10 protein-coding genes are annotated in these 16,823 nt (G+C 71.5%); 7 read left to right on the forward strand and 3 right to left on the reverse strand.

Going from position 1 to position 16,823, the window contains the following annotated elements; translation table 11 throughout:
* Positions 1-164 precede the first annotated feature (164 nt).
* Together NITAL_RS13735 and NITAL_RS13740 are read left to right on the forward strand one after the other, a co-directional pair.
* Complete coding sequence (locus NITAL_RS13735) at positions 165-2,087, forward strand: choice-of-anchor B family protein (RefSeq protein WP_052666825.1); 1,923 nt, start codon at positions 165-167, stop codon at positions 2,085-2,087.
* Between the two features lie 115 nt (positions 2,088-2,202).
* Positions 2,203-4,236, forward strand: coding sequence for an elongation factor G (locus NITAL_RS13740; protein WP_052666826.1), 2,034 nt, complete (start codon positions 2,203-2,205; stop codon positions 4,234-4,236).
* 14 nt (positions 4,237-4,250) lie between these two features.
* Here NITAL_RS13740 and NITAL_RS13745 read toward each other — a convergent pair whose 3' ends face one another.
* Complete coding sequence (locus NITAL_RS13745) at positions 4,251-5,363, reverse strand: DNA alkylation repair protein (RefSeq protein WP_052666827.1); 1,113 nt, start codon at positions 5,361-5,363, stop codon at positions 4,251-4,253.
* 110 nt (positions 5,364-5,473) lie between these two features.
* Between NITAL_RS13745 and NITAL_RS13750 the strand changes: the two genes are divergently transcribed.
* Both NITAL_RS13750 and NITAL_RS13755 read left to right on the forward strand, forming a co-directional pair.
* Complete coding sequence (locus NITAL_RS13750) at positions 5,474-6,805, forward strand: M20/M25/M40 family metallo-hydrolase (protein WP_052666828.1); 1,332 nt, start codon at positions 5,474-5,476, stop codon at positions 6,803-6,805.
* 208 nt (positions 6,806-7,013) lie between these two features.
* The gene (locus tag NITAL_RS13755) at positions 7,014-7,418 is read left to right on the forward strand and encodes a DUF5655 domain-containing protein (protein ID WP_052666829.1); all 405 of its coding nucleotides are present in this window, start codon (positions 7,014-7,016) and stop codon (positions 7,416-7,418) included.
* A 213-nt stretch (positions 7,419-7,631) separates the two neighbouring features.
* Here NITAL_RS13755 and NITAL_RS13760 read toward each other — a convergent pair whose 3' ends face one another.
* The gene (locus NITAL_RS13760; RefSeq protein ID WP_052669679.1) at positions 7,632-9,089 is read right to left on the reverse strand and encodes a glutamate synthase subunit beta; all 1,458 of its coding nucleotides are present in this window, start codon (positions 9,087-9,089) and stop codon (positions 7,632-7,634) included.
* A gap of 74 nt (positions 9,090-9,163) precedes the next feature.
* Positions 9,164-13,768 (reverse strand): glutamate synthase large subunit, encoded by a 4,605-nt coding sequence (gene gltB / locus NITAL_RS13765; protein ID WP_052666830.1) that lies wholly within the window; start codon positions 13,766-13,768, stop codon positions 9,164-9,166.
* Between the two features lie 138 nt (positions 13,769-13,906).
* On the opposite strand from gltB, the gene NITAL_RS13770 reads away from it, so the two are divergent.
* The 3 genes from NITAL_RS13770 to NITAL_RS13780 are packed head-to-tail and all read left to right on the forward strand — an operon-like array spanning position 13,907 to position 16,817.
* Positions 13,907-14,890 carry an epimerase gene (locus NITAL_RS13770; RefSeq protein ID WP_211262404.1) on the forward strand — a complete coding sequence of 328 codons (984 nt, stop codon included), beginning with the start codon at positions 13,907-13,909 and terminating at the stop codon, positions 14,888-14,890.
* Positions 14,891-14,940: 50 nt separating this feature from the next.
* Positions 14,941-16,374 (forward strand): sensor domain-containing diguanylate cyclase, encoded by a 1,434-nt coding sequence (locus tag NITAL_RS13775; RefSeq protein ID WP_052666831.1) that lies wholly within the window; start codon positions 14,941-14,943, stop codon positions 16,372-16,374.
* Positions 16,371-16,817 carry an acyl-CoA thioesterase gene (locus NITAL_RS13780; protein WP_052666832.1) on the forward strand — a complete coding sequence of 149 codons (447 nt, stop codon included), beginning with the start codon at positions 16,371-16,373 and terminating at the stop codon, positions 16,815-16,817. Before NITAL_RS13775 ends, NITAL_RS13780 begins: the two co-directional genes overlap by 4 nt.
* Positions 16,818-16,823: the final 6 nt, after the last annotated feature.

Here is a 16,823-nt window from a genome sequence, read left to right on the forward strand (position 1 = left end):
ATGGCACGTGGCCGAGCGGCGAGTTGAACTGGCCCTTCAGGATGACACCCGACCTACCTAGGTTCACCCGGGTGGCGAGGGCCACCTCGCCACCGCTTCGGACCGGAGATCTGGAAGCGGCGTCCGCGACGGGCCCCCGTCGCGATGTCCCCCTGGGAGCGAGCATGTCTCGAACACTGCAACGCCCGATCAGCATCGGGCTGACCATCGCCATGGCGCTCGCGCTGGCGGTCCTCAGTCCCAAGCCAGCCCATGCCCACGATTCCTGCGCGATCGCCCAGCCCGCCGCCACCGGCCTGCTCGGGTCGGTCCTCGCCGCCGTCAACGTCTTCGCCTCGATCCTGCCGACCGCGGAGGCCGCGTGCCCCGACAAGTACGAGGGCGTGGACGTCAAGCTCACCCGTGACTGGCTCGACGAGGACGAGGAGGAGGCCGGTGAAGCGGCCGGTCCACGATCGAACGCGTCGAAGGCGAACCCGAACAGCGACGCCCCGCCGACGTTCGCGCCCTGCCGGAACGGGATGGCGGCCGACTTCTTCCCGTGTGACGGCGTCGACATGCTCAGCCACGTCTCGCACGCGGAGCTCGGCACCGTGTTCGTCAACGACATCTGGGGCTGGACCGATCCGCAGAGCGGGAAGGACTACGCCCTGGTCGGGTCGTCGACGGGGACGGTCTTCGTCGACATCTCCGACGCCAAGCGACCTGACGTGCTGGGCAAGCTGCCGACCGCTTCGACCTTCGGTGGCTCGTCGTGGCGTGACATCAAGGTCTACGCGGACCACGCCTACGTCGTGTCCGAGCACACCAACCACGGCGTGCAGGTCTTCGACCTGACCCGCCTGCGGGACTGGGACGGCACCTACACCACCTACGACATGGACGCGTGGTACACCGGCCACGGTTCGGCCCACAACATCAACATCAACGAGGACACCGGCTTCCTGTACTCGGTCGGTGCCGGTCCGTTCGGTGCGCCGTACGAGGTGACCGTCGACGAGCCGTCGTCGGCCGCCGGGGTCTACGACGCGGCTGGGGCCAGCTTCGGTCCCGCGCCGACCGAGGAGGGTCTGACCGGGGACTTCGCGATCGTCGACGCCGAGTCGGGCCTCGGCTCCGAGGGCTGCGATGTCCTGGTCGACTTCCCGGCGGGCGCCATCGCCATCGCCGACCGCGGCGGGTGCGTGTTCACCGAGAAGGCCAAGAACGCCCAGGACGCCGGGGCGATCGCCATCGTCATCGTCGACAACCAGCCGGGGCCCCCAGCGAACCTGGGTGGCACCGACGACAGCATCACGATCCCCGCGGTGCGGGTCAGCCAGCACGACGGCGCGATCATCAAGGATGGGCTCGACGCCTCGGGCGGTATCTCGGCCAAGGACGAGACCGGTCCCGACTGTGGCACCGGGCTGCACATGATCGACATCAACGACCCGAAGGACCCGACCTACGCCGGCTGCTTCGACGACCACGGCTACATCCACGACACCCAGTGCGTGGTCTACGACGGTCCGGACGCGAACTACCAGGGTCGGGAGATCTGCTTCAACTCCAACGGGATCGCCTACGAGCTCGAGGGCCGCAACTACGTCTCCATCGTCGATGTCACCGACAAGTCGAACCCGGTGTCGCTGTCGCGGCTCGAGTACGACGGGTCGGGGTACTCCCACCAGGGCTGGCTGACCGAGGACAAGCGGTGGTTCCTGCACGGCGACGAGGGTGACGAGTTCCTCGCCGGCGTGAACACCACGACCCGGGTGTGGGACGTCAGCGACCTCACGGCACCGTTCGTGCACCAGGTGTTCGTCAACGACACGACGTCGATCGACCACAACCTGTACACGAAGGGTGACCGCGTCTACGCCTCGAACTACACCACGGGGCTGCGGATCTACGACGCCAGCGACATCGCCGGTGCCGGGATCAGCGAGATCGCCTACTTCGACGTGTACCCCGAGAACGACAACCCCACGTTCGAGGGCGGAACGTGGAGCAACTACCCGTACTTCTCGCAGGAGAACGTCGTCGCGGTCGGCAGCATCGACCGCGGGCTGTTCATCCTCAAGCCGCGAGGTGGCCGGGGCTGAGGCCACCGTCCCACCGCGCGGCACGGCGGGCGCCACCTCGACGGTGGCGCCCGCTCGCGTTCCCGTGGTTCGATGTCCGGGCGCGACGGTTGCGGCCACGGTGGGAGGGGTCGGGATGACGGTGGTGCCCACGGAGCGGATCCGCAACGTGCTCCTGCTCGGGCACACCGGCACGGGCAAGTCCACGCTGGTCGAGGCGATGCTGCGCGCCGCCGGTCACCCGGTCGCCCGCGACGCACGGCCGACGATCGTGGACGTCGAGCCCGAGGAGATCGAGCGTGGCCACTCGTTGTCGTTGTCGCTGGTGACCTTCGAGTTCGAGGGGCACAAGCTCAACGTCCTGGACGCGCCCGGTGGCGCGGAGGCGCTCGGTGACGCCTACCCCGCCCTGCTCGCGGCGGACACGGCGCTGTTCGTCGTCGACGCCACGGTCGGTGTCCAGCCGCAGCACCTCGAGCTGTGGCGCGCGTGCGAGCAGCGAGGTCTGCCCCGGGTGGTGCTGCTCAACAAGCTCGACCTCGAACGGGCCCGCTACCAGGAAGCGGTCGACGAGCTGGCCGCCCGCCACGGCACCCCGCTGGCGCCCGTGCACGTCCCGCTGTGGCACGACGACCGCTTCGAGGGCGTCATCGATCTCCTGCACGTCGTCGCCGTCGAGGAGCACGACGGCCTGCGTCGTGAGCTGCCGTTGACCGACGACGAGCACGCGCGTACCGACCGCCACCACGAGCAGCTCGTCGAAGCGATCGTCGAGACCGACGACGACCTGCTCACGCGCTACCTCGACGGCCAGCAGCCGACGCTGGAGGAGCTCGCCGACGGGTTCGCACACGGGATCGCCAGTGGCGCGTTCTTCCCGGTGCTGTGCACCTCGGCGCGGCACGACATCGGCGTGGACCTCCTGCTGCGGTTCATCGTCGAGGAGTGCCCGTCGCCCGCGGACGTCGAACCGGTCCTGTCGGCCGACGCGCCCACCACCGTGTTCGTGGCCAAGACCTTCTCCGACCAGTACGTCGGCCGCATCAACCTGCTGCGGGTCCTGTCCGGCCACCTGCGTCCCGACGACGACCTGGTGCTGCGACGCACCGGCAGCCGGGAGCGACTGCACCAGCTGTTCGGCCTGCGGGGCGGTGAACACCTCCCTGTGGACGGTGCCGCGGCCGGCGACCTGGTCGCCGTCGGCAAGCTCGGTGACGTGCGCACCGGCGACGTGCTGTCGGCCGAGCCGCTCGACACCGAGCTCGACGTCCCGCGACCTCCGGCGGGGTTGCACCGCGTGGTCCTCGAACCCACCGCCTCCGGGGACGACGCGAAGCTGACGGTCGCCCTGCAGCGGATCGTGCAGGAGGACCCAGCGATCGGCGTCACCCACGACGCGGACACCGGGGCCCGGGTCGTGACCTTCCTCGGTCCGACCCACGTCGAGGTGACCGCTGCCCGGTTGGCGCGCCGTCACGGGGTGCACGTCGAGGCCCGCCCCGCACCCGTCGCCTACCGCTCGACGATCCGCCGTGCGGCCTCGGGCACCGGGCGGCACGTCAAGCAGAGCGGCGGCCACGGGCAGTACGCGATCGCCACGATCGAGCTCGAACCGCGACCGCGCGGCGCTGGCTTCGTCTTCGAGAACGTGTCCGTCGGCGGCGTCGTACCGAGCTCGTACGTCCCGTCGGTCGAGAAGGGGGTCATCGAGGCGATGCGGTCGGGACCGCTCGGCGGGTTCCCCGCCGTGGACGTCGGCGTCCGGCTGGTCGACGGCAAGCACCACGCGGTCGACTCGTCCGATGCGGCGTTCCAGATGGCCGGCATCCTCGCCTTCCGAGCAGCCGTGGAGCAGGCTGATCCGGTGCTGCTCGAACCGATCTCGGCCGTACGCGTGACGGTCCCTGAGGAGCTCACCGGTGCTGCCCTGTCGGACCTGTCGTCCCGCCGGGGCCGGATCGTCGCCACCAGCGCCGCTGGGATCGGATGGTCGCGGATCGAGGCCCACGTACCGGAGGCCGAGCTCACCACGTTCGCCGGTGACCTGCGCGCTCTGACCAGCGGACAGGGTTCGGCCGAGCTCGCCTACGACCACCACGCCGAGGTCCCCGACCCCGTGGCGCAGCGGGTCCTGGACGGGTCGGAGGAAGGACCTCCGGGCGGCGGGTGATGACCGTCACCGGCTCATCGCTTGGCGCTGGCCACTTCGGTCTCCTCCAGTCGGAGCCGGCACGAGCCGAGCACGCGGCCGTTGACCTGGACCTCGATGACGTGCTCGCCGGGGTACAGGGTGCGGATCGAGGCGTGATCGAACCGCTGGGTGCGGCGCAGTCGGCACGTCACGCCCGGCTCGAGCACACGTTCTGCGAGGCGGTAGGCCTTGGGCTTGCGCGGCCCGCGGGCACCGAGGTAGTGCACGAGGTACTCGACGACGACGGGGACCGGGGCCGGCCCGTCCGTGGTGAGTTCGACCTCCAGCCAGGCCCGACCGCCGATCGCCAGACGGTCGGGAGCGATCGAGACCCGCTCGAGGTGGACGGGCGCGTCCGCCGCGTAGCCGATGAGCTCGAGCGCGGCCGGGTCACCGGCCTTGATCAGCGTCCGCAGGCCGTGGCGGATCACGCTCGCGACGTGGTCGCCGCCCTCGGCTCGCCACCGTCGCGCGGTCGCGAGGGCCAGGTCCGGGTGGTCCTTGACGACGTCACCGAGGTGGTTGGCGACCGAGCGTCGCACGTACTCGGACGGGTCGTCGCGCAGCCGATCGAGCAGCGCGATCGACGGCGAGGGGTCCTGCTGCAGGGTGCGCAGGCGCGTGCCCCACGGCAGCCGTGGGCGCGTGCCCTCCGAGACCAGCCTGCGGACGTGCTCGTCCGGGTCGGCGACCCACGCGGTGAGGTGGCGGAAGGTCAGCTCGGGATGCTGTTCGAGGCAGGGACGGATGGCGAACTCGCACGATGACCGGTGGGTGAGGCGAGCCATGAACGGCAGGACGAGCTCCGGGTGATCGGGGCCGAGGTCGCCGGCGAGTTCCGCGACCGGCCACACCATCCAGCCGGAGAAGGACGGCGACCGCAGCGCCGCATCCAGGACCGCGACCACCTCGGTCACCTCGTCGGGCAGGGCCGCACGCAACGCCACCGCGACCTGCCGGATCCGGCCCTTGAGCTCGAGTCCGTCCAGCCCCGCGGTGGCCTGCGCGACGAACTCGCCCCGCGGGAGGTCGGGCCAGGCCGCGGCCAACTCGTCGGCGAGCGCGTCCACCATCTGCGCGTCGACGTTGTCCTTCAGGGCCGCCATCGTCACCTCCGTGGGGCCGGGAGGCTAGGTCACCCGGCCGCAGCCGCGCCGCGCACCTGCTCGCTGTGGCAGGATCGTGCGCGTCCATCGTCCTGGGTCCGGAGAGCGGTGTGGAGGGGCTCGAGCTGCTCGCGTCGCTGGTGCGGATCGCCTCCGTCAACCCACCCGGTGACGGGGAGGGCGAGGTCGCCGACCTCCTCCGCGAGCCGCTCGACGCCGCGGGCCTCGACACCGAGGTCCTCGTCAGCCCGCAGGGGCGGCCGTCGCTGATCGCCCGTCTGGACGGGCCGACGGACCGGCCGCCGCTGGTCCTGCTGTCGCACAGCGACGTGGTACCCGTCGAGGAGGACCGGTGGACCCACGACCCCTTCGGGGGCGAGGTCCACGACGGTCAGCTGTGGGGGCGTGGCAGCCTCGACATGAAGTCGGTCGCGGTGCTCCACACGCAGGCCGCGGTCGCGTTGGCCACGGGGGGCGCCACACCGGAACGGGAGGTGCTCGTCGTCCTGGTCGCAGACGAGGAGGCCGGCGGCGCCGAGGGGGCCGAGTGGCTCGTCGACCACCACCCCGTCCGGGTCGGCTTCCGCGACACGGCACCACCTCCGGAGGTGCTCGGGGAGGGTGGCTTCGGGCTCGCCGGTGTGCTCGACCGACCGTTGATGCCGATCGTGGTCGGGGAGAAGTCCCCTCTGTGGCTGCGGGCCAGCGCCACGGGCGATGCCGGTCACGGCTCGCTGCCGCCAGCCGATCAGGCGATCGCCGGTCTCGTCCGGTTCATCACCGCGGTGTCCGGACCGCGACCCGCTCGACTGCACCCGGTGATGCGCGACCAGTTCGCGGCCCTCGCCGGGGTGGCCACCGGCACGCAGCGGCGCGCCTTCCAGCTCCTGGCCGGCCCGGCCGGAGCGGCCGCGGTCCGGGTCCTCGCGCCGCGGATCCGTGCCACCTCCGCCGTCCTCGGTCACCTCCTCGCCGACACCGTCACGCCGACCCAGGTCCGCGCTGGGTACAAACACAACGTGGTACCCGGCAGCGCCGAGGTCACCTTCGACGCCCGGCTGCTGCCCGACACCGACGTCGATGCGCTGCTGTCGTGGCTGTCCGACGTGGGGGAACGGCACGGTGTCACCGTCGCCGCCGAGCAGCGGTGGTCGAGCCCGGTCAGCCCGCGCGGTGACCTGTTCGACCTGCTGACGGACGTGTCGGCGGCGCTACCCGACGGCCCGCTGCCCGTCGCCTCGCTCACCCCCGGTGTGACCGACCTGCGCTTCTTCCGGCGCCGCGGGGCGACCGCCTACGGGTGGGTCCCGCTGGTGCTGACACCGGAACAGGTCGCCACGTTCCACGGGGCCGACGAGCGTGTGCCGGTCGAGCAGTTCGAACGGGCGTCGACCGCGATGACGGACGCGGTCCACCGCGCGGCGACGCGCCCTGGCACCTGACCGCAGGCCGGCGTCGGTCAGCGCAGCGGGACGGCCGAAGCAGGGATCGGAGCCGGCAGGTCCGAGCTGCCCATCAGCTGCTCGTCGCCACCTACCCGGCGGCCACCGCCCTCCACGACGAGTTGCTCCTCGCCGGCTGGTGAGGGGACCGCGGACGGCGGCTGTCCGCGGACTCCGGCAGCATGGTGGCACGGCGACAGGAGGCAGCGTGGTGGTGGACGGCAACTGGACGGTGGAACGGCACCTGGCAGGCAAGCCAGCGCACATCGTCGACCTGTACCGCCAGGTCATCGCGTTGGCCGAGGGCTGCGGTCCCTTCACCTACCGGGTGACCGCGACGGCCATCACCCTCCGCGGTGAGCGGCGCGGGTTCGCCGGTCTCACGCCACGCCAGCGCGTGCTCAGTGGCTACCTCGACCTCCAACGGCGGGTCGAGGACGACCCCCGCATCGGCGCGGTGACGCCGTACACGCAGCGACTGTTCGTGCACAGCTACCGCATCGAACGGCCCGAGCAGTTCGACGACGGGTTCGCGGCGCTCCTGGCCGAGGCCTACGCGGTCGGCAACGGGGCGCACCTGCGTGCGGACGGGGACCGAGGAGGCAGGAGCTGACGTGGAGGTCACGCGGGAACAGGTGCTGCCGTTCCGACACCACCAGCAGGGGCTGGCGGGGGGCGGTCCGACGACAGCCCGATCCTCGACTTCGGGGTCCAGGACACACGGCGGGTGGGCCGGGGCCTTCGTGCACGTGCGAGCCTGCGCCCTCTCAACGAGGCCGCTACCCGCGGTACGTCCGCGGTGCCGCGCCGTGGCAGGTCGGGCCGGTCAGCGCAGCGGGACGGCCGAAGCAGGGATGGGAGCCGGCAGGTCCGAGCGGCCCATCAGCTGCTCGTCCACCGTGCGGGCGCAGGCGCGCCCCTCGGCGATGGCCCACACGATCAGGCTCTGGCCCCGGCCCATGTCGCCGCACACGTAGACGTCGTCGACGTCGGTCGCGTAGTCGTCGGTCCGCGCGACGTTGCCGCGGTCGGTCAGCGACACCCCGAGCTGGTCGAGCAGGCCGCCCCGCTCGGGACCGACGAAGCCCATCGCGAGCAGGACCAGGTCCGCCTCGAGCTCGAAGTCGCTGCCCTCGATGCGCTGGAACCGGCCGTCGACGAACTCGACCTCGTGGGCCTTCAACGCCCGGACGCGCCCGTCCTCGTCGCCGAGGAACGCCTCGGTGTTGACGCTGTAGACCCGCTCGCCGCCCTCCTCGTGGGCCGACGACGTGCGGAACTTCATCGGCCAGGTCGGCCACGGGTTGGCGGAGGGCCGCTCGTCCGGTGGCCGCGGCATGATCTCGAACTGGTGGACCGAGACGGCCCCCTGACGGTGCGAGGTACCGAGGCAGTCGGCCCCGGTGTCGCCACCGCCGATGATCACGACCTTGCGCCCGGCGGCCGAGATCGGCACCTCGTCGACGGCGAGGTCGCCCTCCTGCGCCTTGTTCGCCCAGGGCAGGAACTCCATCGACTGGTGGATGCCGTCCAGATCGCGGCCCTCGATGGGCAGGTCGCGGGCGGTCGTCGAGCCGCCGGCCAGGACGATGGCGTCGAACTCGGCCCGGAGCTGGTCGGCCGTGACGTCCACGCCGACGTTCACCCCCGTGCGGAACTCGGTCCCCTCGGCCTCCATCTGGGCGATGCGCCGGTCGACGTGCCGCTTCTCCATCTTGAACTCTGGGATGCCGTAGCGCAGCAGGCCCCCGATCCGGTCGGCACGCTCGAAGACGACGACGTCGTGCCCCGCGCGGGTGAGCTGCTGGGCGGCGGCGAGGCCAGCCGGACCCGACCCGACGACCGCGACACGCTTCCCGGTCCTGACCGACGGCGGACGCGGCGCGACCCAGCCCTCGTTCCAGGCGCGGTCGATGATGGTCACCTCGACCTGCTTGATGGTGACCGGGTCCTCGTTGATGCCGAGCACGCACGCCGCCTCGCACGGCGCGGGGCACAGCCGGCCGGTGAACTCCGGGAAGTTGTTGGTGGCGTGCAGCCGGTCGATCGCCTGCTTCCAGTGGTCCCGGTAGACCAGGTCGTTCCAGTCGGGGATGAGGTTGCCGAGCGGGCAGCCGTCGTTGCAGAACGGGATGCCGCAATCCATGCACCGGCTGGCCTGGGTCTGCAGCTTGTCCTGCGCGAACGGCAGGTAGACCTCACGCCAGTCGGTCACGCGCTGGTCGACCGGCCGGGTCGCCGGCAGCTCACGTTCGTGCTTCAGGAAGCCGCGCACGTCACCCATCGTCTGCTCCACCTCGTCGTCTCACCCGCGTCACACGGGGTCCTACCGTCGTCCGAGCCCTGAGGGGGGCCGGGTCAGCCGCGTGCCGAGGCCATGATCGCCTCGTCGACGTCGCGGCCCTCCTCCTCGGCGAGCCGCCGCGCCTCGAGCACGCGCTTGTAGTCGCGTGGCATGACCTTCACGAAGCGCCGCACCTCGCGGTGCCACCGCTGCAGCAGGCGCTGTGCGACGGCCGACCCGGTCAGCTCGAGGTGGGTGCGGATCTCGTCGCGCAGCCACGCCTTGTCCGCCTCGTCGAGCGGGTCGAGGTCGACCATCTCGAGGTTGACGCGGCGGTGGAAACGGTCCTCGGGGTCGTAGACGAACCCGATGCCGCCCGACATCCCGGCACCGAAGTTGCGGCCGGTCTCGCCGAGCACGACGGCCCGGCCGCCGGTCATGTACTCGCACCCGTGGTCCCCGACACCTTCGACCACCGCTGTTGCGCCGGAGTTGCGGACGCAGAACCGCTCGCCGACCACGCCGCGGACGTAGGCGTGCCCGCCGGTCGCGCCGTAGAGCATCACGTTGCCCGCGACGATCGAGTCCTCGGCGACGAAGTCCGGGTGCACCTCGTCGGGCGGACGGATCACGAGCTTGCCGCCCGACAGGCCCTTGCCGACGAAGTCGTTGGCATCGCCGTGCAACCGCAGGGTGACGCCGCGCGGCACGAACGCACCGAAGCTCTGGCCGGCCGACCCGCGGAAGGTCACGTCGATGGTGTCGTCGGGCAACCCGAGCCCGCCGTACCGCTTGGTCAGCTCGTGACCGAGCAGGGTGCCGACGGTGCGGTTGAGGTTGGCGATCGGTCGCTCGATGGTCACCGACTCGCCGCGTTCGAGCGCGGGCTCGGCCAGCTCGATGAGCTGGTTGTCGAGCGCCTTGTCGAGCCCGTGGTCCTGGGTCTTGGTGTTGTAGCGGTCCTGCTCCCAGGGCGAGGTCGGCACGTGCAGGATGGGGGACAGGTCGAGGCCCTTGGCCTTCCAGTGCTCGACCGCGTCGGCGATGTCGAGCGCGTCGACCGCGCCGATGGCCTCGTCGAGCGTCCGGAACCCGAGCTGGGCGAGCAGCTCGCGGACCTCCTCGGCGATGTACTCGAAGAAGGTGACCACGAACTCCGGCTTGCCGGAGAACTTGGCGCGCAGCTCGGGGTTCTGGGTGGCGACACCGACCGGGCAGGTGTCGAGGTGGCAGACCCGCATCATGATGCAGCCCGACACCACCAGCGGCGCCGTCGCGAACCCGAACTCCTCGGCCCCGAGGAGGGCGGCGACGACCACGTCACGGCCGGTCTTCAGCTGCCCGTCGACCTGGACCACGATGCGGTCGCGCAGGCCGTTCATCAGCAGCGTCTGCTGGGTCTCGGCCAGGCCGAGCTCCCACGGCCCACCCGCGTGCTTGAGCGAGTTGAGCGGCGAGGCACCGGTCCCGCCGTCGTGGCCCGAGATCAGCACCACGTCGGCCTTGGCCTTGGACACGCCGGCGGCCACGGTGCCGACCCCGACCTCGGCGACGAGCTTGACGTGCACCCGGGCCGACGGGTTGGCGTTCTTGAGGTCGTGGATCAGCTGCTTGAGGTCCTCGATGGAGTAGATGTCGTGGTGCGGTGGCGGGCTGATCAGCCCCACACCCGGGGTCGAGTACCGCGTCTTGGCGATCCACGGCCAGACCTTCTGGCCCGGCAGCTGGCCGCCCTCACCGGGCTTGGCGCCCTGGGCCATCTTGATCTGGATGTCGTCGGCGTTGGTCAGGTACTCGGCCGTGACCCCGAAGCGGCCCGAGGCGACCTGCTTGATCGCCGACCGACGCAGGTCACCGTCCTCGTCCGGGGTGAAGCGGTCCGGGTCCTCGCCGCCCTCGCCGGTGTTGGACTTGCCGCCGAGGCGGTTCATCGCGACGGCGAGCGTCTCGTGGGCCTCGGCCGAGATGGAGCCGTAGCTCATCGCGCCGGTCGAGAACCGCTTGACGATCTCGGAGACCGGCTCGACCTCGTCGAGCGGCACCGGCGGGCGCACGCCATCCTTGAAGCCGAACAGGCCGCGCAGGGTCATCAGCGCCGCCGACCGGCCGTCGACCAGCTCGGTGTACTCCTTGAAGACCTCGTAGCGCTTCTCGCGGGTGGCGTGCTGCAGCTTGAACACCGTGGCGGGGTTGAACAGGTGCAGCTCACCCTCGCGCCGCCACTGGTACTCGCCACCGACCCACAGGTCGCGGTGGGCGACGTCCTCGGGGTTGTCGAGGTAGGCGAAGCGGTGGCGCTGGGCGACCTCCTCGGCGATCTGGTCGAGACCGATGCCGCCGAGCTTGGTGGACGTGCCCACGAAGTAGCGGTCCACGAGGTCCTGCGACAGGCCGACCGCCTCGAAGACCTGCGCTCCGGTGTAGGAGGCGACCGTCGAGATCCCCATCTTGGACATGATCTTGAGCACACCCTTGGTGCACCCGTCGACGTAGTGCTGGACCGCCTCGTCGTGGTCGATGCCGGTGAGGATGCCCTCGCGGATCAGGTCGTCGATGGTCTCGAAGGCCAGGTAGGGGTTGATGGCGGCTGCGCCGTACCCGATCAGCAGCGCCATGTGGTGCACCTCGCGGGCGTCGCCGGCCTCGACGACGAGCCCGACCTTGGTGCGGGTCTTCTCGCGGATCAGGTGGTGGTGGACCGCCGCGGTCAGCAGCAGCGACGGGATCGGCGCGAGCTCCGCGTTCGAGTAGCGGTCGGACAGCACGACGATCCGGGCGCCGTCCTCGATGGCGGCGCTGACCTTGGCGCACACCTCGTCGAGCGCGCGGCGCATCCCGTCGCCGCCTTCGGCCACCGGGTACAGCCCGTCGATCGCGAAGGGCTTGAACCCCGGGTTCTCGCCGTCCTCGTCGATGTAGAGGATCTTGGCGAGATCCTCGTTGGACAGCACCGGCTTCGGCAGGACGATCTGCTTGCAGGAGTCCGGCCCTGGCTCGAGCAGGTTTCCCTCCGGTCCGATCGTGCCGGCCATCGAGGTGACCAGCTCCTCGCGGATGGCGTCCAGCGGCGGGTTGGTGACCTGCGCGAAGAGCTGACTGAAGTAGTCGAACAGCAGCCGTGACCGCTCGGAGAGCACCGCGATCGGCGTGTCGGTCCCCATCGAGCCGATCGGCTCGTAGCCCATGCGGGCCATCGGCGCGAGGATGACGCGGATCTCCTCGGAGGTGTAACCGAAGGTCCGCTGACGCTTGACGATCGACGCGTGCTGGGGGGTGAGCAGGTCCCGATCGGGCAGGTCCTCGAGGTGCAGCAGCCCGTCGGCCAGCCACTCGCCGTAGGGCTGTGCACCGGCGAGCTCGGCCTTGAGCTCCTCGTCGTCGACGATGCGCCCCTGCGCGGTGTCCACCAGGAACATCCGGCCCGGCTGCAGACGGCCCTTGGTGACCACCGACGCGGGGTCGATGTCGAGGACGCCGACCTCGGATGCCATGACGACCAGGCCGTCCTCGGTGACCCAGTACCGCGAGGGACGCAGCCCGTTGCGGTCGAGGACCGCACCGATGACCGTCCCGTCGGTGAAGGCGATGGACGCGGGGCCGTCCCACGGCTCCATCACGGCCGAGTGGAAGCCGTAGAAGTCGCGTCGCAGGTCCGACATCGACTCGTGGTTCTCCCACGCCTCGGGGATCATCATCAGGACGGCGTGAGGCAGGCTCCGGCCGCCGAGGTGCAAGAGCTCGAGGCACTCGTCGAAGCTGGCGGTGTCGGAGGCGCCCGGGGTCATGATCGGCAGGGCGCGCTCGAGCGCGTCACCGAACAGCGGGCTCGACAGCGAGCCCTCACGCGCCCGCATCCAGTTGCGGTTGCCCATGACGGTGTTGATCTCGCCGTTGTGGGCGATCACCCGGTAGGGGTGGGCCAGCGGCCACGACGGGAAGGTGTTGGTCGAGAAGCGCGAATGCACCAGGGCGAGCGCGCTGTCGAGCCGCTCGTCGCGCAGGTCGAGGAAGAAGTCGCCGAGCTGGGTGCTGGTCAGCATCCCCTTGTAGACCAGGGTCCGGCCCGACAACGACGGGAAGTAGACGGTGTTCGCGGTGTCGCCGGCTGCTGGTGCACCGGTGCCGATCTCGTGCTCGATGCGCTTGCGCAGGACGAACGCACGTCGCTCGAGGTCGAGACCGGACAGCTCCGGGTCGCCCTCGCGGGCGGCGACCACCAGGTGGCGGAAGGTCGGCTCGACGTCACGAGCCATGGATCCGATCGCGGAGTTGTCGACGGGGATGTCGCGCCACCCGACGACCCGCAGGCCCTCGTCGGCCACGATCGCGTCGACGGCCTTGGCCGCCGCGTCCGCTTCGGCAGGGTCCTGAGGGAGGAACGCGGCACCGATGGCGTAGGTGCCCGCCGGAGGTAGCGGGAACTCGCACACCTCACGCAGGAACGCGTCCGGGACCTGGATGAGGATGCCGGCGCCGTCGCCGACGTTGTCCTCGGCACCGGTCGCCCCGCGGTGGTCGAGGTTGTGCAGGGCCGTCAAGCCGCGCTGCACCATCTCGTGGCTGCGACGCCCGTGGACGTCGACCACGAACGCGACCCCGCAGGCATCGTGCTCGAAGGCGGGGTCGTACAGCCCCTGCGCAGCGGCGCCTTCTCCGGCGACGTTGTTCCGGACGGACACGGACGATGGCGTTCCCACGGCACCCCCAACGGATCGAGAAGGACACGGACGATCGCGCGGCGGGGCGCCAGTGACCCACCAACGGCCGGGAGAGCCTACCGTGCCTGGCCTGCCGGACCGGAACCGAACGGGGATCCGATGATCGAGGGGCCGCTGGGGCGCCGGATCGTGCTGGCCGGTGGTAGCGGCTACCTCGGTCGGCACCTGTCCCGCACGCTGGCCGATCGTGGGGATGACGTCGTCGTGCTCACCCGCGGCAGCGCCACCACGGTGAACGGGGTCCGGCATGTCCACTGGGACGGCGCCGGCCTCGGTCCGTGGGCGGCCGAGCTCGATGGCGCCCACGCGGTGGTGCACCTCGCCGGCAAGCGGGTCGACGCGCGGCCCACCCGCCGCAACGTCGACGAGCTGATCCGCTCACGGGTGGAGCCCGTACGTGTGGTGGGGGAGGCGGTCCGCGCGTGTGCTCGACCGCCCGCCGTGTGGGTGCAGCTGTCGACGCTGGCCATCTACGGGGACAGCGGGGACACGCTGCTCGACGAATCGGTGCTGCCGTCCGGCATCGGGCCGCGGCAGATGGTCACCGTGGCGCTGGCCTGGGAGACCGCCTTCCGGCAGGCCAGCAGCGGCATCGAGCGGACGGTCCTGCTGCGCCCCGGGATCGCGCTCGGCGGGGACGACGATCCTGCGACCGCCCGCCTGCGGCAGCTGTGCCGCCTCGGCCTCGGCGGTCCCGTCGCGGGCGGTCGCCAGTGGGTGTCCTGGCTCGCGCTTCCCGACCTGCTGCGGATCATCCTGCGGGCGATCGACCAGGGCGACGTCCACGGCCTCTACGTCGCCACGGCGCCGGAGCCGGTGACCAACGCCGAGATGATGCGCACCTACCGGCAGCTCCTCGGGCGCCGTGTCGGCCTCCCAGCACCGGCGGTGGCCACACGCCTCGGTGCCTGGGCGATGGGGTCGGACCCCGCCCTCGCGCTCACGGGGCGACGTGGGTTCCCGCGACGCCTGCTCGACGAAGGTTTCGCCTTCGAGACCACGAGGTTCGAGGACGCGGCGCGGGCCGCGCTCGCAGCGGCCGGGTCCGGGCGTGGCCGCCCCGCGCAGCTGGACGCTGGCTAGTCTGGCGTGTTCCGGCGCCCCCGGCCCCACCTACTCCAGGAGGCGGGAGCATGAGCGGGCTCAGTTCGCCACCGGCCGATCTCCGGGCGACCCTGGGCGCCGCCCGGACGGTCGCGGAGGCGGCGGACGCAACTGTGGCCCACCTCACCGGTCTCGGGTTCGCCTTCCCGAGCCTCTACCTCGAGCAGGGCGGGCGCCTCCGCCTGGCAGCGCAGCGTGGCTACTGGCAGGTCCTCGACGGCATCCCCACCGACGTCGGCATGGTCGGCCGCTGCTACCGGAGCGGTCGGACGGTCGAGGTCGCCGATGCCCGGCAGGAGGACCAGTTCCTGTTCGCCGCGCCCGATCTGCAGCGCGAGATCTCCGTACCGCTGCGTCACGCCGGCCGAGTGGCGGGTGTGCTCAACCTCGAAGCCCGCGCTCGGTTCCCGGACGACGCCCGCGCGGTGCTCGAGCAGGTCGGTGAGGCGTTCGAGGAACGCCTCACCGAGCTCGGGGGGCCGCCGCCGGAGTCGTCCGCCCAGCGTGTGGCGCGGCTGGCATCGGCCGTGACCGCGCTCGAGCACGAGCCGGACGTGCACGCTGCGGTGCTCGATGCGGCGATCCAGGTCTCGGGGCTGCCGACCGCTGCCCTGATCGAACCGGATCCGCCCCACCGCGCACGGGTCCTGACCGCTTCGGGTCCCCTCGCAGATGCGTTGACCGCGGTCGATCCCGCCGACCTCGGCCACCTCGACGCGTTGGTGGTCTCGGGGATCTCGCTCTACGCCCACGGCACCGAGACCAGCGACCTCGCCATGCACGGTCGGCTGCGTGCTGCCGGCGTCGCCGCGCTCGGCGTCGTCCCCTTGGCGGCCAGCGGCGACCATCTGGGGAGCTTGCTCGTGGCCTCCTCGGTGGCACAGACGCTCGATGCCAGCGTCGTGCCGTCGCTGGAGATCCTCGGTGCCCAGGCGGCGGCGAGCATCCGTGCGGTACGCACGCTCGAGCAGCTCCGACGCCGGGCTCGCCAGGATCCGTTGACCGGGCTCGGTCACCACGCCACCTTCCAGGAGGTGCTCGCGGCGCGGTGCGCCGAGCGGCGCGGGGGACGCGGCGTGGCGGTCCTGCTCCTCGATGTCGACGGGTTCAAGCGGGTCAACGACCGGTTCGGCCACCAGGAGGGCGACCGTGTGCTGCGGGAACTGAGCGCCATCCTCGCCTCGGCGCTGCGGGCAGACGACCAGCTCTTCCGTGTCGGCGGTGACGAGTTCGCCACGGTCCTCGAGGTGGGTGCCGCCGAGGAGGCCGAGCAGGTCGCCCGGCGGGCGGTGTCCGCCGCACGTGACGGCCCCGCGACGGTCTCCGTGGGGGTCGCGGTCCGGCTCCCCGGGGAGGCCACGGACCGGCTCGTGGCTCGGGCGGACCGTGCGATGTACGTGGCGAAGCACGCCGGCGGGGACGCCGTCGCCGTTGCGCCATCCGTCGCGGAGGAGGGGAGGTGACCGTGGATGGCGCTGCTGCCTCGGTGAGCGGTGAGCCGGGGGCCGAGCTGCCCCCACCGGCCCGCATCCGCGTCCGGTTCCACGAGCTCGACCCGAACGGTCACGTCAACCACGGCGTCTACGCCAACTACTTCGAGACCGCTCGGATCGAGCTGCTCGAGTCGCTCGGCTTCGGGCCACAGGTGCTCGCGGACCGTGGCATCCACCTGGTCGTGGTCGAGCTCCGCATCCGGTTCAAGCGGCCCGCGGTCGCCGGCGACGACCTGACGATCACGACCAGGATCGCCGAGCTCGCGCGGGCCTCGTCGTGGTGGCACCAGACCCTCCGCCGCGACGAGCAGGTGCTGGCCGAGGCGGAGGTCCGATCCAGCGCGACCGACCCCCGGGGACGACCGTGCCGTCCGCCGGCCGACCTGGCCGCCGTCCTGAGCGCACTGCGCTGACGGGCC

Source organism: Nitriliruptor alkaliphilus DSM 45188, from assembly GCF_000969705.1.
GTDB lineage: Bacteria > Actinomycetota > Nitriliruptoria > Nitriliruptorales > Nitriliruptoraceae > Nitriliruptor > Nitriliruptor alkaliphilus.

Excerpts from the sequence above, each read along its gene's own strand:
- NITAL_RS13745 (WP_052666827.1), bottom strand. The coding sequence starts at position 5,363 with ATGGCGGCCCTGAAGGACAACGTCGACGCGCAGATGGTGGACGCGCTC.
- NITAL_RS13735 (WP_052666825.1), top strand. The coding sequence starts at position 165 with ATGTCTCGAACACTGCAACGCCCGATCAGCATCGGGCTGACCATCGCC.
- NITAL_RS13775 (WP_052666831.1), top strand. The coding sequence starts at position 14,941 with ATGAGCGGGCTCAGTTCGCCACCGGCCGATCTCCGGGCGACCCTGGGC.
- NITAL_RS13740 (WP_052666826.1), top strand. The coding sequence starts at position 2,203 with ATGACGGTGGTGCCCACGGAGCGGATCCGCAACGTGCTCCTGCTCGGG.
- NITAL_RS13760 (WP_052669679.1), bottom strand. The coding sequence starts at position 9,089 with ATGGGTGACGTGCGCGGCTTCCTGAAGCACGAACGTGAGCTGCCGGCG.
- NITAL_RS13770 (WP_211262404.1), top strand. The coding sequence starts at position 13,907 with ATGATCGAGGGGCCGCTGGGGCGCCGGATCGTGCTGGCCGGTGGTAGC.